The sequence below is a fragment of the Bradyrhizobium sp. USDA 3311 genome, from assembly GCF_054062495.1.
The window spans coordinates 867605-889319 of the sequence record NZ_JBSSFI010000001.1; the positions used below are offsets into that span (position 1 = coordinate 867605).

Here is a 21715-nt window from a genome sequence, read left to right on the forward strand (position 1 = left end):
GACGTCCTGCCCGTTTCCTACTCCGACATCGGCTTGTCGGAGATATCCCAATCCTTGCCGGTGAAGGTGGAGATGAAGAGCGTCTTCATCGGCGTGTAGTCCTCGGGCGTGTAGCTGTAGGTGACGCCCTCGAGGAAGTAGGGCGAGTGGAAGCCGGCAAGAGTCGAGGCCTGCTTCAGCACGTTGGCACGCGTGAGATCATCGCCGCAGCGGCGCAGGATCTCGCCCATGGTGACGGCCTGGCCGTAGCCGGCGAAGGCGATGGTGTTGTCGGGGTCGATGGCCGGCGTGTACTTCTTGCGCAGCTCCTCGAACGCCATCACGTCGGGGTCCTTCTCCCATTTGGGCAGGCCGACCTCCTTGTTGTAGCGGATGGCGACGATGCCGGCGGCGTTCTCGAGGCCCGCGGCGTTCAGAATCGAGCGGCCGGTGGAGCCCGCGGACAACAGTTGCAGCGGCTTCCAGCCGAGCTCGGCCACTTTCCGGATCGACTGCGACGACGCCTTGCCGGTGGAGATGTTGTAGAACACGTCGGCGCCCGACTTCGAGAGATTGATGAGCTGGGAATCGACGGTCGGCTCGGTGAGATCGTAGGTCTGCTCCATGATCACCTGCGCGGTGCCGCCGGCGTCAGTCAGCACCTTCTTGAAGGGACCGAGGAAGTCGCGGCCAAAATCATCGTTCTGGTAGAGGATGCCGATCTTGGCGTTCGGCTTCACGCTGACGACATGCCGCGCCAGGATGCGTGCCTCGGTCGGATAGAGCGGCAGGCCCGCCATCGTCCATTTGAACTCTTTCGGATTGTTCCACTTCGACGCGCCGGTGTTGAGCAGCAGCTGCGGCACGCCCTTGGAGTTCAGGTATTTGTGCACGGCGGTCTGCGGCGCGGTGCCGAGCGAGCCGTAGAGCGCCAGCACCTCCTCCTGCTCGACCAGGCGCCGCGTCGCCTCGACGCATTTCGGCGCGCTGTAGGCGTCGTCCATGGTGAGAAACTTGATCTTGCGCCCGTTGATGCCGCCCTTCTCGTTCAGCATCTGGAAATAGGCCTCGCCGACGCGCCCGAGCACGCCGTAGAGCGAGCCGGGGCCGGAATGCGGCACGGTCTGCCCGATCTTGATCTCGGTGTCGCTGGCGCCCACATCGTATTTCTTCTCCGCGGCCCAGACATATGGCGCGGGCAAGGTGGATGCGGCGATGGTGGCGAGCGCGGCGGCGCTGAAATCGCGCCGCGATGGATTCTTGGTCATTATTTGTTTCTCCCTGGCGCGCGCATTGTGCTGGCATCGCAGCACGGCTCGCAAGTCCGAAGTCGTCGCTTTGCGACGCAATGACGCTCAAATCGCGGGGCGTTTAGCGCCTAGACTCAAGTTTTCTCGGCGACGACGACGAGGCCGCGCACCGGCTCGTTGTTCTCGTTGCGCGGAGAGCCCGGCTCCAGGGTGAGGAGCTTCAGTCCGGCTTGCGCAATCGCGCCCCGCACATATTCCGCCGAATGGGCATAGCGCAGGCCTTCGCCGAGAACGATGCCGCTGCCGTCATGCGTCTCCAGCGTGAAGGCAAGCACGCCGCCCGCTGCAAGCACGCGCCCGGCTTCGGCCAACACCGGCGCGAGATCGGAGAGATAGACGAACGCATCCGCGGCCACGACGAGGTTCGCGCTCGCATCGCCCTTGCTGCGCAGGCCCTCGATCATGTCGGCGACCTCGAGCTCGGCATAGAGCTCGGTCGCGCGCGCCACCCTGATCATGCCGGGCGACAGGTCGATACCGATGAAATGATCGACCTGCTTGGCGAAGGCGGCGGCCGCAAGCCCAGTGCCGCAACCGAGATCGATGGTGCGCTTGAAGAAAGCCGGCTTCTTCGCGGCAACGCGCGCGGCCAGCACCGCCTTGAAGATCAGCGCCGGGGCGCGATAGCCGAGATCGTTGATCAGCACGTCTTCGAAACGCGGCGCGTACTGGTCGAACAGGGCCTGCACATAGGCCTTGGGCATCTCCGTCATCTGCGCGTCGCCGAGCCGTATCAGATGCAGGGCGGCACCATGCTGATCCCCCGGATCGGACTCCCGCGATTTACGAAAGGCCGCGATGGCCTTGTCGCGCTCGCCGAGTTGCTGCCGGATCTCGCCGAGCGTGAACCAGGCCGAGGCGAAATTCGGTGCGAGCTCGATCGCCTGCTCGAGGAGATCGGCGGCGGCAGGCAGATCGCCCTTGAGCTGGAGGTCGCGCGCGAACTCGAAACGGCGGTCGGCCATGAGATCGCCGGAGGACAGAAACAGGCGCAGGGGCATTGGGAACCAGGAAGCGGGTGGTGACTCGAAGATGCGGTGAGGCAGCCTATATACCAGTCATGCGCCCGCAAGACATCCTGTTGCCAGCTGCTGCCGGCCTGTGCTGCAAGCCCGGCGGCTTCCACATCGATCCCGTGCGCCCGGTCGAGCGGGCCGTGATCACCCACGGCCATTCCGACCATGCCCGCGCCGGCCATGGCGCGGTGCTGGCGACGCAGGAAACGCTCGACATGATGCGGCTGCGCTATGGCGAGAATTTTGCCAGCTCGACGCAGGCCATCCGCTATGGCGAAGAGATCCGGCTCGGCGACGTCAGCGTGAAATTCCACCCGGCCGGCCATGTGCTGGGCTCGGCGCAGATCGCGGTGACATGTAAAGACACCTGCATCGTTGCCTCCGGCGACTACAAGGACGCGCGAGATCCGACCTGCACGCCGTTCGAGCTGGTCCCCTGCGACGTCTTCATCACCGAGGCAACGTTCGGCCTGCCGGTGTTCCGGCATGGCGATGCGGCCGATGAGGTGAAGAAGCTGCTCGCCTCGGTCGCGCTGTTTCCCGAGCGCGCGCATCTCGTCGGCGCCTATTCGCTCGGCAAGGCGCAGCGCGTGATCGCGCTGCTGCGGCAGGCCGGCTATGACGCGCCGATCTATCTGCATGGCGCCATGGAGACGATCACCCATTACTACCAGAGCCGCGGGATCGCACTCGGCGATCTCAGGCCGGTGATGGGCGTGAAGAAAGCGGCGCTCGCCGGCACCATCACGCTGGCACCGCCGTCAGCGACATCAGATATCTGGACGCGCCGTTTTCCCGATCCCGTCACCGCCTTCGCCTCAGGGTGGATGCGCGTGCGCGCCCGCGCGCGGCAGCGCGGCGTCGAATTGCCGCTCGTGATTTCCGACCACGCCGACTGGGACGGCCTCACCGCCACGATCGCGGCGACCGGCGCCGGCGAGATCTGGGTCACGCACGGCCAGGAAGACGCGCTGGTGCATTGGTGCCAATCGCGCGGCCTGAGGGCGCAGCCGCTCGATCTGGTCGGCTATGGCGATGAGGAGGAGAGCGAGACGCCGCTTCAGGGCGAGGCGGAAGCATGAACCGCTTCGCCGAACTCCTCGACCGTCTCGCCTACGAGCCCGGACGCAACAACAAGCTGCGGCTGATCACCGGCTATTTCCGCGAGGTCGGCGATCCCGATCGCGGCTACGCGCTCGCTGCGCTGACCGGCGCGCTCAGCTTCAAGCACGCCAAGCCGGCGCTGATCCGCGACCTGATCGCGTCGCGCACGGATGAGGTGCTGTTCGGGTTGAGTTACGATTATGTCGGCGATCTCTCGGAGACGGTGGCGCTGATGTGGCCGAAGCGCGCGGGAGATGGCGGGCAGTCTTTTCCGGGCCACCCCTCTCCCCCGCCCTCCCCCGCAAGGGGGGAGGGAGCGCAGCGGAACGCGGCGCTGTCAGCGAGCACAACAACTAATAGCGATTCCCAAAGTGATGGAGGCACGAGCCTCTCCGTCCCCTCTCCCCTTGCGGGGGAGGGTCAGGGATGGGGGTACCGCGGGCGAGATGACAGCGATGCGCTCCACCCAAGCAACCACAACAACCCGCCGCCGCCGACCCTCACCGAAGTCGTCACCACGCTCCGCACCCTCGGCAAGACCGAACTGCCGAAGCAACTCGAACGCTGGCTCGACGAGCTCGATGAGACCGGCCGCTGGGCGCTGCTCAAGCTCGTCACCGGCGCGCTTCGCATCGGCATTTCCGCACGCCTCGCAAAGACCGCCGCGGCGGCGATCGGCGACAAGGACCCGCATGAGGTCGAGCTGATCTGGCCGGGGCTCGCGCCACCCTATCTCGACCTGTTCGCCTGGCTGGAAGGCCGCGGCGAAAAGCCGGTCAATCGCGATCCCGCGCCGTTCCGCCCGGTGATGCTCGCGCATGCGATCGACGATACCGATTTCGTCGCGCTCGATCCCGCCGACTACATCGCCGAATGGAAATGGGACGGCATCCGCGTGCAGGCGGTTGCGGGCCGCGACGACCGCGGCCACGTCACTGCCCGGCTCTATTCGCGCACCGGCGAGGACATCACGGGGAGCTTTCCGGATCTCGTGCCATCGCTGCGCCTGCCGGGCGCGATCGACGGCGAGCTTCTGATCCTGCGCGAGGGCCGCGTGCAGAGCTTCAACGTTCTCCAGCAGCGGCTCAATCGCAAGGTGGTCTCGCCAAAGCTGATCAAGGAATTCCCGATCCATCTGCGTGCCTACGATTTGCTCGGCGACGATGAGAACGATTTGCGTGAATTGCCGTTCACGGAGCGGCGGGAACGGCTGGAAACATTCATCACTAAGCTCGGCGATCCCCGCATCGATCTGTCGCCCATCGTGCCCTTCGCGAGCTGGGAGGCGCTGACCGCCGCGCGCGCCGACCCCGCAAGTGCCGGCGCCGGCGAGGATGCCGACGCGGTCGAGGGCGTGATGCTCAAGCGGCGCCATGCGCCTTATCTGCCGGGCCGACCGAAGGGCCAATGGTGGAAGTGGAAGCGCGACCCGCACATCATCGATGCCGTGCTGATGTACGCGCAGCGCGGCCACGGCAAGCGCTCGTCCTATTATTCCGACTACACGTTTGGCGTCTGGACCGAAGGTGAGACCGGCGACGAGCTGGTACCGGTGGGAAAGGCCTATTTCGGCTTCACCGACGAGGAACTGCTCCAGATCGACCGCTTCGTCCGCCGCAACACCACGGAAAAGTTCGGCCCGGTGCGCCATGTCGTGCACGAGGGCGACAAGGGGCTGGTGCTGGAGGTCGCGTTCGAAGGGCTGCAGCGCTCGCCGCGGCACAAATCAGGCGTCGCGATGCGCTTTCCCCGCATCAGCCGACTGCGGTGGGACAAGCCGCCGCGGGAGGCCGACCGGCTGGAAACCCTGGAAAAGATGCTGAAGGCGGAGGCGGCGGAGGTTGAGGCTTGAAGCGTGCTGAGACGAGGCTCGATTGTCGCCAAGGCGAAGGTGCGCCCCCTCTCCCGCTTGCGGGAGAGGGTTGGGGTGAGGATGTCCCCTCATCGGGATTCCCCAAGAGGACAGAGCCCTCACCCGGCGCTCGGGACGATGCTTCGCATCGCCGGACGCGCCGACCTCTCCCGCAAGCGGGAGAGGTGAGCCCAGCCGCCGGCAAATCGCTGGCGCGCTGCCGAAATTAAAATGCGGTAAGCTGATTGACGGCCGGTTACGGGTTCCCCATGTGCCCCGCCGTGACTTATAATCGGGTCGAATCCCGCGAGGAGTTTTTTGCGATGGTCCAAGACGTCAGAGATTTGCCGGCCGGCCGCAGTGACGGCCTGAACCGCTTTCTCGGCGGCTCGCCGCTGGCGGTCGCGTTTCGCCTCGTCCTGCTCTCGATCCTGGTGGGCGTCGTGCTGGCGGCGATCGGCTTCGATCCCTGGAATATCATCTACAGCATTCGCCTCTTGTTCCAGCGGCTGTGGGATCTCGGCTTCGATGCCGTGAACTGGCTGTGGCGCTACTTCCTGCTCGGCGCGGTCATCGTGATTCCGATCTGGCTGCTGTCGCGCGTCTTCGGCGCGCCGCGCCGCTAAGTCCGGATCGAGCTCAGGGAGCCCGCAGCCGATGCAATTACGCTTTGTCGGCTGCGGCGACGCCTTCGGCTCGGGCGGCAGGCTCAACACCTGTTTCCACGTTGCGGGGCGCGAGGCCAACTTCCTGATCGACTGCGGCGCGTCGGCCCTGCCTGCGCTGAAGCGACTCGAGATCGACCGCAACGATATCGATCTGATCCTGATCACGCATTTCCACGGCGACCATTTTGCCGGCCTGCCGTTTGTCCTGCTCGACGCGCAGTTCTCGCGGCGAACGCGACCGCTGACGATCGCGGGCCCGCGAGGCATCGAGACGCGGCTGCGTGAGGTGATGGAGGCTATGTTCGAGCATTCCTCGAAGACCAAGCAGCGCTTCGAGCTCTCCGTCGTCGAGCTCGCGCCCGGGCAAAGGCGCGATTTCGGCGCAGTGACGGTGACGCCCTACCCGGTCGTGCACGGCGAATCCGGTGGCCCGTTCCTCGCCTACCGCGTCGAGACCGAGGGCCGCACGCTCGCCTACAGCGCCGACACCGAGTGGACGGAGACGCTCGTTCCGCTGGCGCACGGCGCGGACCTTTTCATCGCAGAAGCCTATATGTACGAGAAGGTGGTCAAGAACCATCTCAGCCTGAAGACCTTGGAACAGCATTTGCCAGCAATCGGCGCCAAACGCCTCGTCCTCACCCACATGAGCGACGACATGCTGTCGCACCTCGCCGATATCGAGCATCTCGCCGCCGAAGACGGCATGGTGCTCGTGTTCTGACATGCACGCGCCCGTCCCCCCCAAGATCGGCTCCCGCCAGGTCTTCGCCATCGCGGGCCCGGCGATGGTTGCGAACCTCACCACGCCGCTGATCGGGGTGGTCTCGACCACGGCGATCGGGCGGCTCGACGATGCCGCGCTGCTCGGCGGCGTGGCGATGGCCTCCGTCATCTTCGACTGCCTGTTCTGGCTGTTCGGCTTCCTGCGCATGAGCACGCTCGCCTTCACCGCGCAGGCGCTCGGCGCCGGCGAGACGCGCGAGCTGACCGCTATCCTGATGCGCGGCTTCATCGTCGCCAGCCTGATCGGGGCGGCGCTGATCGCGCTGCAACTGCCGCTGGCGGCCGTGCTGTTCGACCTGATGGGGGGCAGCGAAGGCGTCACGCGCGCCGCCAAGACCTATTTCATGATCCGGATCTGGTCGTCGCCGCTGGCCTTCGCCAACTATGTCATCCTCGGCTGGCTGGTGGGGCAGGCCCGCGCCAATCCGGCGCTGCTGCTTCAGATCGTCATCAATCTCGTCAACATGGCGGCGACGATCCTGCTCGTGCTGGTCTACGACACCGGCATCGCGGGCGCTGCGATCGCCGCGCTGCTCTCGGAGACCATCGGCTTCGCGCTCGGCGTGATCGTCTGCCGCCGCTATGCGGACGGCGGCTTTGGCGTGCCTCGCGCCACCTTGTTCGACCAGGCCAAGCTGATGCGGATGCTGGCGGTGAACTCCGACATCATGATCCGCACTGCGGCGCTGATCGCCGTGTTCCTGTTCTTCACCGCCAAGGGCGCGCGCGCCGGCGACGTCACGCTGGCCGCGAACTCCGTGCTCAACAATTTCCTGCTGGTCAGCGCCTTCTTCCTCGACGGTCTTGCGAACGCGGCCCAGCAGCTCTGCGGCCGGACCTTTGGCGCACGCGATGCAAGGGGTTTTGCGGATTCGACCCGGCTGGTGCTCGCGTGGGGGCTCGGCTTCGCGCTGGTGGTCGCGGTGCTGTTCGCGCTGTTCGGGACGGCGCTGATCAATGTCATGACCGCGAGCGAAGACGTCCGCCGGGCCGCGCGCGACTTCCTGCCCTTCATCGTGCTCGCGCCGGTGCCCGGCGTGTTCGCCTTCGGCTTCGACGGGATCTATATCGGCGCCACCTGGGCCCGCGAGATGCGCAATCTGATGCTGGCCTCGCTGGCGATCTTCCTCATCACCTGGTGGGCGCTGCAATCCCTCGGCAATGCCGGGCTATGGTGCGCGCTGATCGCCTTCTATGTCGCGCGCGGCGGCCTGCAGGGCGCGCGTTATCCGGCGCTGTATGGGGCGACGTTTCCGAAATCGTAGAACAATCGTGGCCCGGATGGAGCGGCTTTCTCTTCTCCCTCGCCCCGCTTGCGGGGAGAGGCGAAGAACGGCGCCTCACATCCCCGGCCAGTCTTCCGCCGTCAGCGTCGCAGCATCCGCGCCGACGATGTCGGAGAGCGAATCCCGGCCCGTGCGCAGCAATGTCGAGGTGAGGTCGCGCTTGATCTCCTCGACGAGGCCGAGGCCCTTGTAGACCAGCGACGAATAGAGCTGGATCAGGCTCGCGCCGGCGCGGATTTTCGTCAGCGCGGCGCCGCCGGAATCGACACCGCCGACGCCGACCAGCGGGAACGCGCCCTCGACGCGCACATAGGTCTCCGCGACCATGCGCGTCGACAGGCGGAACAGCGGCCGGCCGGACAAGCCGCCCTGCTCCTTCGCCCGCATCTCCTCGCGCAGCGTGCTCGGCCGCGCGATCGTCGTGTTCGACACGATCATGCCGTCGACCCGGCGCGAGCGCGCGACCTGCACGACGTCGTCGAGCTGGGCAAGGCTCAAATCCGGCGCGATCTTCAGCAGCACCGGCGTGTCGCCGGCCTTCTGGCGCACCCGCTCGCGCGCGTCGATCACCCTTGCGAGGAGGTCGTCGAGCAGCGCGCCTTCCTGCAAGTTGCGCAGGCCCGGCGTGTTCGGCGAGGAGACGTTGATCGTGAAATAGCTCGCGACCGGCGCAAAGGCCTCGATCAGCTTGACGTAGTCCCCAACGCGGTCCGGCGAATCCTTGTTGGCGCCGACATTGACGCCGACGATGCCGCCGTGCTGCGCGCGCGCGGCGAGCCGGCGCAGCGCGACATCCGCGCCGTCATTGTTGAAGCCCATGCGGTTGATGACGGCCTCGTCGCGCTCGAGCCGGAACAGCCGCGGCCGCGGATTGCCGCTTTGCGGCTTGGGCGTCACCGAGCCGATCTCGACGAAGCCGAAGCCGAGGCGCAGCAGCGCATCCGGCACCTCCGCGCTCTTGTCGAAGCCCGCGGCCATGCCGATCGGGTTGGGAAAGTTGAGCCCGAAGGCGCGCACCGCGAGCTTGGGATCGTCAGCGCGCGGCTTGACCGGCGGCAGGAAGCGCAGGCCCTGGATCGCCAGGCGATGCGCATCCTCCGGATCGAGCCAGCGCAGCACCGGCAGCGAAAGAGCATCGAAGGCGCGAATCACGGGGCAAGCTCCGGCATGTCGTGGCCGCCGTCCGAGCGCATGTTGAGGTTCACCACCGAGATGACCGCGCCGAAATCGAGCTCGCCATAGAGATGCGGAAACAGCTCGTCATTGCGCGAGCGCTCCCAGCGCAAAGCGCTGCCGAGCGCATCGCCGTCGACCTCGACCAGGAACAGCGCGCGCTGCCCGAAATAATGCTTGCGCAAGGTCTCGGGAACCTGGGCGGCCGTCGAGAAATGGATGAAGCCGTCGCGCGCGTCGTCCGCGCTGCCGCGGTACACGCCCTGCCGTTCCGCCTCGCGCCAGGCCGAGGCCGGACAGATTTTGTAGATCTTGTTGACCACCTGATGTGGAGCCCTGTTTGCTCTTTGAGTCAGCTCGTTGAGTCTCTTGGGGTTTTTCGTCTCTTGCGGGTCTCAAAACCCGGCGCGACCGTAAAGGCGGCCCCTTCCGAACTCAAGACTTAGAGCCTATTCCATTCCGATGAAATCGGAATGGGCTCTAAATTCTTGTTTTGACGCGTATTCTTGACGCGAACCGGTATCCGCTTCGCTTGAAAGCGCGTCCGCCGTCGCCTCTTGCGCGAAAATCGGAAAACCGGTTGATTTGAGGACAGTTTTCCTGAGTGGCGACGGGCTGGACCTTCCATGGTCAGACAGGCCAAAGCGCAGAGGATACTGACTCACGACCAGATCTGGGTCGCGCTGGATCGGCTGGCGGCGCGCGCCGGGCTGTCTCCGTCCGGCCTTGCCAAGCGGGCAGGGCTCGACCCCACCACTTTCAACCGGTCCAAGCGTGTCACCTCGGACGGCCGCGAGCGCTGGCCCTCGACCGAATCGATCGCAAAAGCGCTGGCAGCGGCCGGCGCCTCGATCGATGTCTTTGCCGGGTTGATCAGCGACGAGACCGGCAACAGCCGCTCGGTGCCGCTGCTCGGGCTCGCACAGGCGGGCGCGAGCGGCGCTTTCGACGAGACCGGCCTTCCGTCCGGCAAGGGCTGGACCGAGCTCGCGCTTCCCACCGCCGAGGACAGCCAGACGTTTGCGCTGGAGATTGCCGGCGATGCGCTTGCCCCGACCTATCGCAACGGCGACGTCATCCTGGTCTCACCCGGCACGCCGATCCGCAAGGGGGATCGTGTCGTGGTGACGACCAAGGCGGGCGAGGTGACGGTCGCAACGTTGAAGCGCCGCACGGCCAAGGCGCTGGACTTGCTGCCGCTCGATGCCTCGCAGGCCGAGCGCACGATCGCGGCGGGTGAGCTCGCGTGGGTCGCAAGGATCGTGTGGGCGAGCCAATAAATTCAACGCGCGACGGCCATTGCGACTCACCGCGCCTCTCGCCTAGGTTGCGCGCGCATCGCCGATCTAATTCATCTTGGGGGAATATGATGAATCGCCGTCACGCATTGAAGGCCCTCGCGGGTCTTGCGCTTTGTCCGGTCTGCAAGCCGGCCTTCGCCGCCGAAGGCGTGCATTGGAGCTATGAAGGCGCCGGAGCTCCTGCCAAATGGGGCGATCTCGACGCGGCCAACAAGGCCTGCGCGGTCGGCCTGCAACAATCGCCGATCGACATCGAGGCGACGATCAAGTCGCAATTGCCGACGTTGAAGCTGAATTGGGGCAAGAGCGCCGACACCATCGTCAACAACGGGCACACGATCCAGCTCAACTTCGCCGAAGGCAGCACGCTCACGCTCGGCGACGTCAAATACAAGCTGCTCCAGGTGCACTTCCACCGGCCGAGCGAGCACATGATCGGCGGCAAGAATTTTCCGATGGAGGCGCATTTCGTCCATCGCAACGATGCCGGCGGGCTCGCCGTGGTCGGCGTGCTGATGGCCGAGGGCAAGCCGAACCCGGCCTTCGGCAAGATCGTCAAGACCATGCCCGCGGCGGAAGGCCCGGCGGTGAAAGCCGACGCGAGCATCGATCCCCTCGCGATGCTGCCAACGAGGCTCAGCTACTTCCGCTATCCCGGCTCGCTGACGACGCCGCCCTGCTCGGAAGTGGTCGAATGGCTGCTGCTGACCACCCCGATCCAGGTCTCGGCCGCCGACGTCGCCGCCTTCGCAAAGCTCTATCCGATGAACGCGCGGCCGGTGCAGAAGGACAACCGGCGTTACGTGCTACGCTCGACCTGAGGCGCAGCTTCGGCGCCTCGGACGTTCTGTCTGACGTCCACGACGACCTCGTAGTTGGCGGCCGTTGCATCGAAGGCCGTCAGCATGGCCTGCGCCTCAGGATCGACGACGGCCTTGTCGGGATCGGGCCCCGTGAAGGCGCGGATGCTGTCGAGGCCCTGCCACAGCGTCAGCGCCAGCACTTCGGTGCCCCCCTCCACCTCGCGGCGCAACAGCGAGGCGCCGGAAAAGCCGTCGATGGCCTCAAGGTGCGGCACCACCCGGGTTGCAAAGTGATGCTGATAGAGGGCGGCCTTGTCGCGCGTGGCCGCCGCACGCCAGATGCGAGCGATCATCCTTCTCTCCGAAGCCTGCAAGGCCGAGTCTTGCGGGAACACACCCGGCGCCGTATTGGCTGAAATTGCGGCAACGCTCCCATCCCGATTCTGCCTCTCGTCCAGGACCGCCCGTCGCGCCATGATGTGCGAGAGACGGAGCACACGGACCGACGATGGCGCGCCGGCACACTGGCAACCACACGAGCTATTGGCACAGCCGGCGGATTCCCGGCATGAGCCTGCTGCGCGCCGATTTCCGTCACCACGACTACGGTTCGCACACCCATGATGCCTATGTGATCGCGGTAACGGAGTCCGGCGGCGCCGAAATCCGCAACCGCAATGTCGTGCGAAAGGTCGGCGCCGCCACGCTGTTCGTCTCCAATCCGGACGAGCGGCAGTCGGCCCGGATGGGCGATAGCGGACGATGGCGCTATCGCGCCTTCTATCTCGCCCAGCCTGCAATCGGCGACCTCGCGCGGCGCTTCGGCACGGACGCCCTGCCCCACCTCCAGGAGAGCATGCTCGACGACGGCGATCTGATCGGGCGCTTCGACCGGTTGCACCGGGTGCTGGAAACCGAACAGGACGACCTCTTGGCCGACGAGCTGGTCGCCGATGCCTTCGGCCGTCTGTTCGAGCGCTATGGTGACGGACGCCGCAGCAAGATCCCTGCCGGCCGCGACGCCGTCGTGTCGCGGTTGATCGCCCTGATGCGGGAGCGCCATGCCGAAAATCTGAGCCTGGACCAGCTTGCCGGCCTCGCAGGCCTCACCAGTTTCCAGCTGATCGGGCTGTTCAAGCGCACGGTTGGCCTTACCCCGCACGCCTATCTCGTCCACATCAGGCTCAACGCGGCCTGCCGTTTCCTAAGGCGTGGCCATTCGCTGGCCGACAGCGCGCTGGCGGCGGGATTCTGCGACCAGGCCGCGCTCAACAAGCATTTCAGGCGCTGCTACGGCATCACGCCCTTGCAGTTTGCGCAGGCCGCGCGGGCGGGCTGACGCGGCAATTTCAGCCAATACTGCCGGGGAACACGCGCCCTACTGCGATGCTGCGGAGGTTCTGCGCGGCGGGCGCCGTGCCGATTCCTGGCCTGACCGAGAAAGCGAAATGACCACACCAGCGAAACCGAGACTCCCCGCATTCGATCCGGAGGACGTCAGCGAGAGCAATTTCACCAGCTATCCGCAGTTGCACCGGGCCGCCAACCAGATGCGCTACAACCGCCGGCTCGGCGAGCATGCGGGGCTGAAGAATTTCGGCGTCAACCTGACCCGGATCATTCCGGGCGGGCAATCCTCGTTCCGTCACGCGCATTCGCGCCAGGACGAGTTCGTCTTCGTGATCGAGGGCGAAGTGGTGCTCGAGACCGATTCCGGCGCGCAGGTGCTGACGACGGGAATGTGCGCCGGCTTCCCCGCCGGCAGCGGCGATGCGCACCGCTTCGTCAATCGCACCACACGCGACGTCAGGCTGCTCGTGATCGGCGATCGCACGCCGGACGACGTGATCAGCTATCCCGACGTCGACATGCACGCCGTGCTCGGGCCGGATGGCGTCTACAAATTCACGACCAAGGCGGGCGAGCCGCTTTAGGGTCGCGCCTCGCTACCTGCCTCACGCGCTCCGCGCCAGCGCGCCGTCGATCATGTTGACCGCGTTCTGCACACCGTACACCGCAACGAAGGAGCCGAAGCGCGGACCCTTCTCCTGGCCGAGCAGCACCTGGTAGAGCATGTTGAACCAGTCGAGCGTCACGCCCGGACGGCCGTCCTTGCCCTTCTTGACCTGGTCGAGGAACGGCTCGCGGCGACCGATCTCGTAGACGACGTTCTGGATGTCCTCGGCCGAGGATTCCTGCGGAAGCTGCGACAGCGCATCGCGCAGATCCTGCAGCGCGGCGCGCTCGGTCTCGGTCGGCACGCGGAACTGCTTCGTCGGCGCCACGAAGTCGCGGTAGTAGTTGATGGCGTAGCCGACCATCGCATCGAGCTTGGGATGCGTCTTGGGGCTCACGCCGGGGCGATAGCGGCCGATGAAGCCCCACAGCGTCTCGGCATTCTCCGCATTCGACGACGACACCAGCGTCAAGAGAAGCTGGAAGGTGACGGGCATGTCGCCCTTCGGCGGATGGCCGTTGTGGATGTGCCAGACCGGATTGCCGAGCTGCTGCTTGCCATCCTGCTTCGCAAAGCCGTCGATGAACTGCTGATAGTCGTCGACATTGCGCGGGATGACGTCGAAATACAGCCGCTTGGCCGCCTTCGGCTCGCGATACATGAACAGCGACAGCGATTCCGGCGAGGCGTAGCGCAGCCATTCGTCGATGGTGAGGCCGTTGCCCTTCGACTTCGAGATCTTCTGGCCTTGCTCGTCGAGGAAGAGCTCGTAGTTGAAGCCTTCGGGCGGCGTGGCGCCGAGCGCCCTGGCGATCGCGCCGGAGAGCTTCACCGAATCGATCAGGTCCTTGCCGGCCATCTCGTAGTCGACACCGAGCGCAACCCAGCGCATCGCCCAGTCGGCCTTCCACTGGCACTTGACGTTGCCGCCGGTGACGGGCGTCTCGACTTCCTGGTTGGTATCCGGATCGACATAGGTCACCGTGCCGGCCGCGACATCGCGGCGGATCATCGGCACCTGGAGCACGATTCCGGTGGTCTTGCTGATGGGCAGGAACGGCGAATAAGTCGCGCGGCGGTCCGGCCCCAGCGTCGGCAGGATGATCGCCATGACCTTGTCGTAGGCGGCGAGCATCTTCAGCAGCGTCGCGTCGAAACGGCCGGACGTATAATAGTCGGTCGAGCTCGCGAACTCGTAGTCGAAGCCGAAATGATCGAGGAAGGCGCGCAGGCGGGCGTTGTTGTGGTGCCCGAATGACGGGTACTCGTTGGAGAACGGATCCGGCACGCGCGTCAGCGGCTTGCCGAGATGCGCAGCCAGCATCTCCTTGTTGGGGACGTTGTCGGGCACTTTCCGAAACCCGTCCATGTCGTCGGAGAAGGCGAGCAGGCGCGTCTTGATCTTGTCCTCGGTCAGCACGCGAAAGGCATGGCGCACCATCGAGGTGCGCGCGACCTCGCCGAACGTGCCGATATGCGGCAGGCCCGAGGGGCCGTAGCCGGTCTCGAACAGCACCTCGTCCTTCGGGCTTTTCTTCAGCCGCGCGACAATGGCCTTCGCCTGCTCGAACGGCCAGGCGTTGGATTGTTCGGCGAGCGCACGCAGGTCGCTCGGATTCGCGGCAAGATCGATAACGGACATCAGGGGCCTCCGGGCCGCGGAAAATAGCGATTTCCCGGCAGAATGCAAAAATGGTCTTGATCGTCATTCCGGGGCGATGCGCAGCATCGAACCCGGAATCTCGAGATTCCGGTTCGCGCTTCGCGCGCCCCGGAATGACGATCGATGGTTAGAACGGGCTCACCGAAAAATACCGCAGCCACAGGTCGGTGTAGCGGCCTTTTTCCCAGACGCGGAACAGGGCCCAGTTCAGGGCCTGGCGCAGCACGTCGTTGCCCTTGCGCACGGCGATGCCGATGCCTTCACCGAAAAAGCGGCTCTCAACGAAGGGACCGCCGGAGAAGGCGCAGCAATCGCCCGAATCCGTGCCGTTGATCCAGAAGGCGAGCGAGATGGCGTCGCCGAAAATGAAGTCGACCTCGCCCTTGCGAAGCGCGGCGCGCATCGCGTCGTCGTTGGGATAGGGGTGCAGCTCGGCGTCGGTGAACATCGCCTTGAGATAGGCTTCATGCGCGGAGCCGCCGATCACGCCCACCTTCTTGCCCTCGATATATTCCGGGCGGATTTCCGGCATCACCGCATCCTTGCGCGAGGCAAAGCGCGCCGGCACGCGGTAATAGGGATCGGAGAAGTCGACGCGGGCCCGGAGCTGCGGGCTCACCGCCATCGAGGCGATGATGGCATCGCCCCGGTTCGAGGTGAGCGCGTCGACCAGGGTCTCGAAGCGGCGCATCTGCACCGTGCAGGTGACCTTGATCTCCTCGCAGAGCGCGCGGGCGAGATCGACGTTGAAGCCGGCCGGATTGCCGTCGGCGCCGGTGTAGTTGAACGGCGGATAGTCGGTCTCGGTCAAAAAGCGGATCACGGTCAGGCGCGACAGGTCCGGCCGCTCCGGCCGCCGCCGCGGGTCCCAGAAGCCGGGCACGGCCTGCGGGGCCGCCTGGGGCGCGACCTGCGGGGTGACCTGGGGCGCCGCCGGAGGCTGCTTGGCCGGGGCCTGCGCCGTCGCGCCGGGCAGGCCGGCGAACAGGCAGGCGCCGACGGCCAGCCCTGTCAGCAAGCCACGGGCAGATTTGGACGATTTCGCCTGTTGCGATGGAGCCATCGGCCGGAAATGAACGAATTTCGTTGGGATCGGAGGGCCTTATAGACCATCCGCCCGGGAACGCGAGCGCCGATTGCGGTCAGGGTGAAGGTGCGCTCCCTCTCCCGCTTGCGGGAGGGGGTCGGGGAGAGGGTGTCTCCGCGGAGGGACAATCCCCGAGAGGAGAGAGCCCTCACCCGGCGCTCTGCCATAGCCGAGGCTTTGCCTCGGCGTCTTAGAGGACGGCCGCCAAAGGCGGCCTATACCTCTCCCGCAAGCGGGAGAGGTTACACCGAGGACGCGGCCCGACCGATCCACCAAACTACAGATAACGCTTTAGGTCCGCCGCGGCCTCTTCCGGCGTCCGCTTCAGGTTGAACGGCGAGACGAAGCGGCCGTCGCGGTCCATCAGATAGATCAGCGCGGTGTGGTCCATGGTGTAGTCGCCGTCCTTGGTCGGGACCTTCTTGGCGTAGACCCGGTAGGACGTGATCACCTTGGCGATCTCGGCGGGATCGCCGCTGAGGCCCTCGAGATGCGGATCGAAGCTCGACAGATAGTTCTTCATCGTCGCCGGCGTGTCCCGCTCGGGGTCGACCGAGATGAAGATGGCGTTGACCTTGTCGGCGTCCTTGCCCATCGCGCGCAGCACTTCCGAGATCTCGAACAGCGAGGTCGGGCAGACGTCGGGACAATGGGTGTAGCCGAAGAAGATCAGGGTCGGCTTGCCCTTCAGGCTCTTGTCGGTGACGGCCTTGCCGTTCTGGTCGGTGAGCTGGAACGGGCCGCCGATCGCAGCCGGTTGCGCCACCTTGCCGACCCCGCCCATGGCCCAGAACATGATCAGCAGCCCGACGATCAGGCTTGCGGCGAAGGCGGTCGCGATCACCAGCGGGCGGGTGGCGGAGCTCATGGGCGGAAGACTTCCTGTCGGGGGTCAGAAGCAGGCAATGAAGCCGGTCCTGATCATTTCGAAGAACACCTGGGTGCCATAGTGGAACCACAGCGCCAGCGCGCCGATCACGACCAGGCCGCCGACACCTGTGCCAGCCAACAGCAGCACAGACGGCGTCCGGCCGGCAGTGGGCGAATTGTCCTGTAACGGATGGGCCGGGCGCACTGGTTGAGCCATGACAACGATCGGGGCGAAAGCCCCGGTTCCCTAGCTTTGAGATAAGCTTTAGCCCGCCTGCGGGCAAGGCGCCGCTGGCGGGCTAAAGCAAACCCGTCGTGCCGAGGATGTCAGTGCAGGAGCTGGCCCCGGGCGGACTCGAGCTGGTCCGATTGCGGGAGAGACCGGCGGGTCGGTTTGATCGCCGAGGCCTGCGCGTCCATGTAGCAGGGCTTGTACATGGCCTGAAGCTGCTTGCCCCTCAGGAAAAGCATGTGCGGGGTCAGGCCCCCGCGCTGGCTGATCCAGCGCCTCACCTGCGAGGGATACATTGCGTAAAGCATCTGGGTTGCTTCGGAATTGGTGACAGCGCGGCCATTGGCGCCGAAATCCCAGGCGGCATGGAAGCCGAGCGTCGCGCTCGAGGTCACGCAGATGCGGTCGTGCGGGATGGCGCCGAGGACGATGGTGCAGGCGGAGGCGCAGAGGCCGTCGATGATGACGGTTTCGCCGGACTGCCGCAGGTCCTGGTATTTGTCGACGTAGGTTCCGATCCGGCCGCCGCGGTCATCCGCGATGCGAACCACCGCGTGAGAAGCCCCCATGCAAGCGATGAGCACAACCGCCGCCAGCAACCCCGTCAGAAACTTCATTGTCCCCCGCCCCAGTCGAATTCGAATCTGCGTGTCAGGTGGTGATGCACGGCTAGCGTCCGTCGTAACCAAGGTTTTGTCTAGGCAGGCCGGCTGACTCAAAACAAATTCAAATCCAGTGTTGCGTCCGCGCTGCACTTGGCCGGGCTCTATCCCAAAGTGGAACAAGTTAATGATGTCTTACGCGCCACACCCTTGATCTCAGTTAGAACCGCTGGCTTCAATCCGGGCAACTACAGGGGGGAACCTATGGAGGGGGACGCGCATGGCTGAAGAGACAGACGTCATCGTTGTCGGCGCCGGACTATCGGGCCTCGTGGCCGCAACCGAGATCGCGGATGCGGGCAAGCGCGTGATCGTGGTCGACCAGGAAGGCGAGCAGTCGGTCGGTGGCCAGGCGTTCTGGTCGTTCGGCGGACTATTCCTGGTCAATTCGCCCGAGCAGCGCCGGCTCGGTATCAAGGATTCCTTCGATCTCGCGATGCAGGACTGGCTCGGAACCGCCGGCTTCGACCGCGACGAGGATCACTGGCCGCGCAAATGGGCCGAGGCCTATGTGGCCTTCGCGGCCGGCGAGAAGCGCGACTGGCTGCGCGCGATGGGACATCGCATCTTCCCCGTGGTCGGCTGGGCCGAGCGCGGCGGCTATGACGCGATGGGCCACGGCAATTCGGTGCCGCGCTTCCACGTCACCTGGGGAACCGGGCCCGGCATCGTCGAGCCGTTCGAGCGCCGCGCGCGCGAGGCGATGAAGAGCGGCCGCTTGATCTTCAAATTCCGCCACCGCGTCGACGCGTTGTCCATCACCAATGGCACGGTGGACGGCGTCAGCGGCGCCGTTCTCGCGCCCGACAATGTCGAGCGCGGCAAGAGCTCCTCGCGCAATGTCGTCGGGGAGTTTGCACTGAAGGCGCAGGCCGTGATCGTCGCCTCCGGCGGCATCGGCGGCAATCACGAGCTGGTGCGGCAGAACTGGCCCAAGCGGCTCGGCGAGCCGCCAAAATTCATGATCTCGGGCGTGCCCGAACACGTCGACGGCCGCATGATCGGCATCACGGAGCAGGCGGGTGCGCGGCTGATCAACCGCGATCGCATGTGGCACTATGTCGAGGGCATCCAGAACTGGTCACCGATCTGGCCGCGCCACGGCATCCGCATCCTGCCGGGGCCCTCGTCCATGTGGTTCGACGCCACCGGCACGCGTTTGCCGGCGCCGCTGTTCCCCGGCTCCGACACGCTCGGCCAGCTCAAATACATCATGTCGACGGGCCATGATTATTCCTGGTTCATCCTGACCCAGAGCATCATCAAGAAGGAGTTCGCGCTGTCGGGCTCGGAGCAGAACCCTGACCTCACCGGCAAGAGCTGGCGCATGACGCTGCGCCGCGCCACCAACAAGGGCGCGCCGGCGCCGGTGGAAGCATTCAAAAGCCATGGTGTCGACTTCATCGTGCGCGACAAGATCGACGATCTCGTTACGGCGATGAACAAGCTTGCCGGCAGCGACCTCCTCAGGCTCGAGCACATCAAGATGCAGATCGAGGCGCGCGACCGCGAGATCGCCAATCCCTACGTCAAGGACGCGCAGGTGATGAACATCCACAATGCGCGCCGCTATATCGGCGACAAGCTGATCCGCACCGCCTCCCCGCATCGCATCCTCGATCCCGCACACGGACCGCTGATCGCGGTCAAGCTCAACATTCTCACCCGCAAGACGCTCGGCGGCTTCGAGACCGATCTCGACTCGCGCGTGTTCGGCGGCGAAGGCAGTGTCATTCCCGGCCTCTATGCGGTCGGCGAAGCCGCGGGCTTCGGCGGCGGCGGCGTGCACGGCTATCGCTCCCTCGAAGGCACTTTCCTCGGTGGCTGCCTGTTCTCGGGCCGCAATGCGGGCCGTGCGGCGGCGAAGGCGGTAGGCTAGATCGTGCGGCGGTGGATGCATATCGGGGCGCTTCTCGCGGGCTTCGCCACCGCCCCGGCTGCGTCCGCCGACACCATCGACGTCAACGGCGTGATGCGGTCCTACACCGTGCAACTGCCGGCCAAGCGACTTGTCCCGCTGGTGGTCGTGCTGCATGGCAAGACCCAGCGCGGCGCCGACATGGTCGCGCGGACGGCGTGGCCGCAGGTCGCAAAGCGCGAAGGTTTCGCGGTGGTCTTTCCGGATGGGCTCAACCATGCCTGGGCCGATGCGAGGACGAAGGCGGGACCCGCGCTCCGAGGCCCGCCCGAGGGCACCGACGACGTCGCCTTCATCGCCAAGCTCGTCGAGAAACTGGTGACGAACGGCACGGCCGACCCTGGCCGCGTCTATGTCGCCGGCATCTCCAATGGCGGCGCCATGGCGATGACGCTTGCTTGCGCCCGCGCCGATCTGTTTACGGCAGGCGCGAGCGTGATCATGAACCTCACCGATGAAGCCGCGGTCACGTGCCATCCGTCGCGGCCGCTGCCGATGCTGATCATGAACGGCACGGCCGACCCGCTGGTGCCCTACGAGGGCGGACGCGGATCGAGCTATTTTGCCGCGGACGGGTTCTGGTCGACCGAAGAGACGTTTGCCTTCTGGCGCAAGCTCAACGGCTGCGAGACCGATGATGCCAACGTGACTGAAATGCCCGACAGGGCACCCGCGGACCAGTCCACGGTCACGCGGATCTCCTCGCGCTGCCCCAGGGGGCACGACGTCGTGCTCTATCGCGTCAACCATGGCGGCCATCGCATGCCCGGCTTCGCGCCGGATGCCCGCTTCCCCAAGGTCGCAACCAGCCTGCTCGGGCCTCAGAACAGCGACATCGACGGCGCCGAGACGATCTGGACGTTCTTCAGTCAGTTTCCGTAGGGAACGCGTGCAACGCCCACGACGCATGCGCCACGGGCAACGCATGCGTGCCTGGGGTGGCTGAGCGCGAGGTGCTGGGCTAGACAGGGCCGCCATTCCACCAGGAGATCCCAAATGAGCATTCAGCGTTTTGAAACCGGCCCGCGCATGAGCCAGGTCGTCGTGCACGGCAACACCGTCTATCTCGCCGGTGTCGTCGCGAGCAAAGCCGCCGGCGAAAGCGTGACGAAGCAGACCCAGGACATCCTGGCGACGATCGACGGCCATCTCGCCAAGGCCGGCACCGACAAGTCGAAGCTGCTCTCGGCCACGATCTACATCACCGACATGAAGACGTTTGGCGAGATGAACGCGGTGTGGGACGCCTGGGTCTCCCCCGGCAACACCCCGGCCCGCGCCACCGTCGAGGCCAAGCTGGCAGCGCCGCAATACACCGTCGAGATCATGGTCACGGCCGCGAAGTAATCTTCGCGAACAATTCGCATGCGACTGAAGCGCGATGAGAACATCATCGCGCTTCATTTTTTTGCGCACGCCGATGACCTCAGAGGTAATCGATCGGCGTGCGCGAACCTTCGATAGTGGCGATCAGCCGACCACGGCGTCATCGAAGGAGCACCCCATGACCGACCACGTCACCATTGCCCGCCACTACATCGAGCTCTGGAACGAGCGCACGACAAGCCGCCGGCGCGAGCTGCTGAGCCAGAACTGGACGGCGGATGCGAGCTATGTCGATCCGCTGATGAAGGGCGACGGCCAGGACGGCATCGACGCGCTGATATCAGGCGTGCAACAGCGCTTTCCCGATTTCAAGTTCAAGCTGCTGGGCGAGCCCAACGGCTACGGCGATCATCTCCGCTTCAGCTGGGGCCTTGGCCCCGATGGCGTCGACAGCCCGATCAAGGGCACCGATTTCGCCGTGCTGAAGGACGGGCGCATCAGAAGCATCACGGGATTTCTGGACCAGGTGCCCGCGGGCGCGTGAGGGGCGAGCGTAGCCTCAAGCTCCGTCGTCGTCCCGGCGCAGGCCGGGACCCATACCGCGTGATCTCTCGGACTGCGCGCGGTGGGAGTACCGAACGACTAGTCTTCGCCAGACTACTCCCTTGGGGTTATGGGTCCCGGCCCCCCGTGCGCAATTGCGCACTAGGCCGGGACGACAC

At 65.6% G+C, this 21715-nt stretch carries 23 protein-coding genes; 13 read left to right on the plus strand and 10 right to left on the minus strand.

Annotation, left to right across the window (positions count from 1 at the left end):
• Nucleotides 1-17 precede the first annotated feature (17 nt).
• Both ACVWW6_RS04245 and ACVWW6_RS04250 read right to left on the minus strand, forming a co-directional pair.
• Nucleotides 18-1247 (minus strand): ABC transporter substrate-binding protein, encoded by a 1230-nt coding sequence (locus ACVWW6_RS04245; protein ID WP_456680184.1) that lies wholly within the window; start codon nucleotides 1245-1247, stop codon nucleotides 18-20.
• Nucleotides 1248-1363: 116 nt separating this feature from the next.
• A complete protein-coding gene (locus ACVWW6_RS04250) occupies nucleotides 1364-2290 on the minus strand; it encodes a methyltransferase domain-containing protein (RefSeq protein ID WP_456680185.1) in 927 nt (308 codons plus the stop codon).
• 59 nt (nucleotides 2291-2349) lie between these two features.
• Here ACVWW6_RS04250 and ACVWW6_RS04255 point away from each other — a divergent pair, with 59 nt between their 5' ends.
• The 5 genes from ACVWW6_RS04255 to ACVWW6_RS04275 all read left to right on the plus strand — a co-directional run bounded on the left by ACVWW6_RS04255 (nucleotide 2350) and on the right by ACVWW6_RS04275 (nucleotide 7980).
• Complete coding sequence (locus tag ACVWW6_RS04255; RefSeq protein ID WP_456680186.1) at nucleotides 2350-3387, plus strand: ligase-associated DNA damage response exonuclease; 1038 nt, start codon at nucleotides 2350-2352, stop codon at nucleotides 3385-3387.
• The gene (locus ACVWW6_RS04260) at nucleotides 3384-5261 is read left to right on the plus strand and encodes an ATP-dependent DNA ligase (protein WP_456680187.1); all 1878 of its coding nucleotides are present in this window, start codon (nucleotides 3384-3386) and stop codon (nucleotides 5259-5261) included. Before ACVWW6_RS04255 ends, ACVWW6_RS04260 begins: the two co-directional genes overlap by 4 nt.
• Nucleotides 5262-5584: 323 nt before the next feature.
• Nucleotides 5585-5887: a DUF6460 domain-containing protein gene (locus ACVWW6_RS04265; RefSeq protein ID WP_028172810.1), complete on the plus strand. Its 303-nt coding sequence runs from the start codon at nucleotides 5585-5587 to the stop codon at nucleotides 5885-5887.
• Between the two features lie 31 nt (nucleotides 5888-5918).
• The gene (locus ACVWW6_RS04270) at nucleotides 5919-6653 is read left to right on the plus strand and encodes an MBL fold metallo-hydrolase (protein WP_456680188.1); all 735 of its coding nucleotides are present in this window, start codon (nucleotides 5919-5921) and stop codon (nucleotides 6651-6653) included.
• 1 nt (nucleotide 6654) lies between these two features.
• The gene (locus ACVWW6_RS04275; RefSeq protein ID WP_456680189.1) at nucleotides 6655-7980 is read left to right on the plus strand and encodes an MATE family efflux transporter; all 1326 of its coding nucleotides are present in this window, start codon (nucleotides 6655-6657) and stop codon (nucleotides 7978-7980) included.
• Nucleotides 7981-8055: 75 nt separating this feature from the next.
• On the opposite strand, the gene ACVWW6_RS04280 is transcribed toward ACVWW6_RS04275, so the two are convergent.
• Nucleotides 8056-9153 carry a quinone-dependent dihydroorotate dehydrogenase gene (locus tag ACVWW6_RS04280; protein ID WP_011083959.1) on the minus strand — a complete coding sequence of 366 codons (1098 nt, stop codon included), beginning with the start codon at nucleotides 9151-9153 and terminating at the stop codon, nucleotides 8056-8058.
• A complete protein-coding gene (locus ACVWW6_RS04285; RefSeq protein WP_304566609.1) occupies nucleotides 9150-9497 on the minus strand; it encodes a DUF952 domain-containing protein in 348 nt (115 codons plus the stop codon). The genes ACVWW6_RS04280 and ACVWW6_RS04285 overlap by 4 nt, the downstream gene beginning before the upstream one ends.
• Nucleotides 9498-9800: 303 nt before the next feature.
• On the opposite strand from ACVWW6_RS04285, the gene ACVWW6_RS04290 reads away from it, so the two are divergent.
• Both ACVWW6_RS04290 and ACVWW6_RS04295 read left to right on the plus strand, forming a co-directional pair.
• On the plus strand, nucleotides 9801-10454 hold the full coding sequence (locus ACVWW6_RS04290) for a S24 family peptidase (protein WP_028172807.1): 654 nt from the start codon (nucleotides 9801-9803) through the stop codon (nucleotides 10452-10454).
• Nucleotides 10455-10543: 89 nt separating this feature from the next.
• The gene (locus ACVWW6_RS04295) at nucleotides 10544-11296 is read left to right on the plus strand and encodes a carbonic anhydrase (protein WP_028172806.1); all 753 of its coding nucleotides are present in this window, start codon (nucleotides 10544-10546) and stop codon (nucleotides 11294-11296) included.
• Here the strand turns inward: ACVWW6_RS04295 and ACVWW6_RS04300 are convergent.
• On the minus strand, nucleotides 11275-11631 hold the full coding sequence (locus tag ACVWW6_RS04300) for an antibiotic biosynthesis monooxygenase family protein (protein WP_404524565.1): 357 nt from the start codon (nucleotides 11629-11631) through the stop codon (nucleotides 11275-11277). The genes ACVWW6_RS04295 and ACVWW6_RS04300 overlap by 22 nt on opposite strands.
• Before the next feature lie 215 nt (nucleotides 11632-11846).
• Here ACVWW6_RS04300 and ACVWW6_RS04305 point away from each other — a divergent pair, with 215 nt between their 5' ends.
• Nucleotides 11847-12617: a helix-turn-helix domain-containing protein gene (locus ACVWW6_RS04305; protein WP_456680190.1), complete on the plus strand. Its 771-nt coding sequence runs from the start codon at nucleotides 11847-11849 to the stop codon at nucleotides 12615-12617.
• A 109-nt stretch (nucleotides 12618-12726) separates the two neighbouring features.
• Nucleotides 12727-13212 (plus strand): cupin domain-containing protein, encoded by a 486-nt coding sequence (locus ACVWW6_RS04310; RefSeq protein ID WP_404524567.1) that lies wholly within the window; start codon nucleotides 12727-12729, stop codon nucleotides 13210-13212.
• 21 nt (nucleotides 13213-13233) lie between these two features.
• Here ACVWW6_RS04310 and ACVWW6_RS04315 read toward each other — a convergent pair whose 3' ends face one another.
• The 5 genes from ACVWW6_RS04315 to ACVWW6_RS04335 all read right to left on the minus strand — a co-directional run bounded on the left by ACVWW6_RS04315 (nucleotide 13234) and on the right by ACVWW6_RS04335 (nucleotide 17704).
• Complete coding sequence (locus tag ACVWW6_RS04315) at nucleotides 13234-14877, minus strand: lysine--tRNA ligase (protein WP_011083952.1); 1644 nt, start codon at nucleotides 14875-14877, stop codon at nucleotides 13234-13236.
• A 148-nt stretch (nucleotides 14878-15025) separates the two neighbouring features.
• A complete protein-coding gene (locus tag ACVWW6_RS04320) occupies nucleotides 15026-15961 on the minus strand; it encodes a transporter substrate-binding domain-containing protein (protein WP_456680191.1) in 936 nt (311 codons plus the stop codon).
• 301 nt (nucleotides 15962-16262) lie between these two features.
• Complete coding sequence (locus ACVWW6_RS04325) at nucleotides 16263-16853, minus strand: SCO family protein (protein ID WP_011083950.1); 591 nt, start codon at nucleotides 16851-16853, stop codon at nucleotides 16263-16265.
• Nucleotides 16854-16877: 24 nt separating this feature from the next.
• Nucleotides 16878-17072 carry a hypothetical protein gene (locus ACVWW6_RS04330; protein WP_060909380.1) on the minus strand — a complete coding sequence of 65 codons (195 nt, stop codon included), beginning with the start codon at nucleotides 17070-17072 and terminating at the stop codon, nucleotides 16878-16880.
• 110 nt (nucleotides 17073-17182) lie between these two features.
• Nucleotides 17183-17704, minus strand: coding sequence for a hypothetical protein (locus ACVWW6_RS04335; RefSeq protein WP_028172800.1), 522 nt, complete (start codon nucleotides 17702-17704; stop codon nucleotides 17183-17185).
• A gap of 265 nt (nucleotides 17705-17969) precedes the next feature.
• On the opposite strand from ACVWW6_RS04335, the gene ACVWW6_RS04340 reads away from it, so the two are divergent.
• From ACVWW6_RS04340 to ACVWW6_RS04355, 4 genes are all read left to right on the plus strand, one after another.
• The gene (locus ACVWW6_RS04340; protein WP_456680192.1) at nucleotides 17970-19628 is read left to right on the plus strand and encodes an FAD-binding dehydrogenase; all 1659 of its coding nucleotides are present in this window, start codon (nucleotides 17970-17972) and stop codon (nucleotides 19626-19628) included.
• 3 nt (nucleotides 19629-19631) lie between these two features.
• A complete protein-coding gene (locus ACVWW6_RS04345; protein WP_404524570.1) occupies nucleotides 19632-20549 on the plus strand; it encodes an alpha/beta hydrolase family esterase in 918 nt (305 codons plus the stop codon).
• 114 nt (nucleotides 20550-20663) lie between these two features.
• Nucleotides 20664-21014, plus strand: a complete 351-nt coding sequence (locus tag ACVWW6_RS04350; RefSeq protein ID WP_011083946.1) for a RidA family protein — start codon at nucleotides 20664-20666, stop codon at nucleotides 21012-21014.
• Between the two features lie 157 nt (nucleotides 21015-21171).
• Nucleotides 21172-21537: a nuclear transport factor 2 family protein gene (locus ACVWW6_RS04355; RefSeq protein WP_456680193.1), complete on the plus strand. Its 366-nt coding sequence runs from the start codon at nucleotides 21172-21174 to the stop codon at nucleotides 21535-21537.
• The last annotated feature ends 178 nt before the right edge of the window (nucleotides 21538-21715 follow it).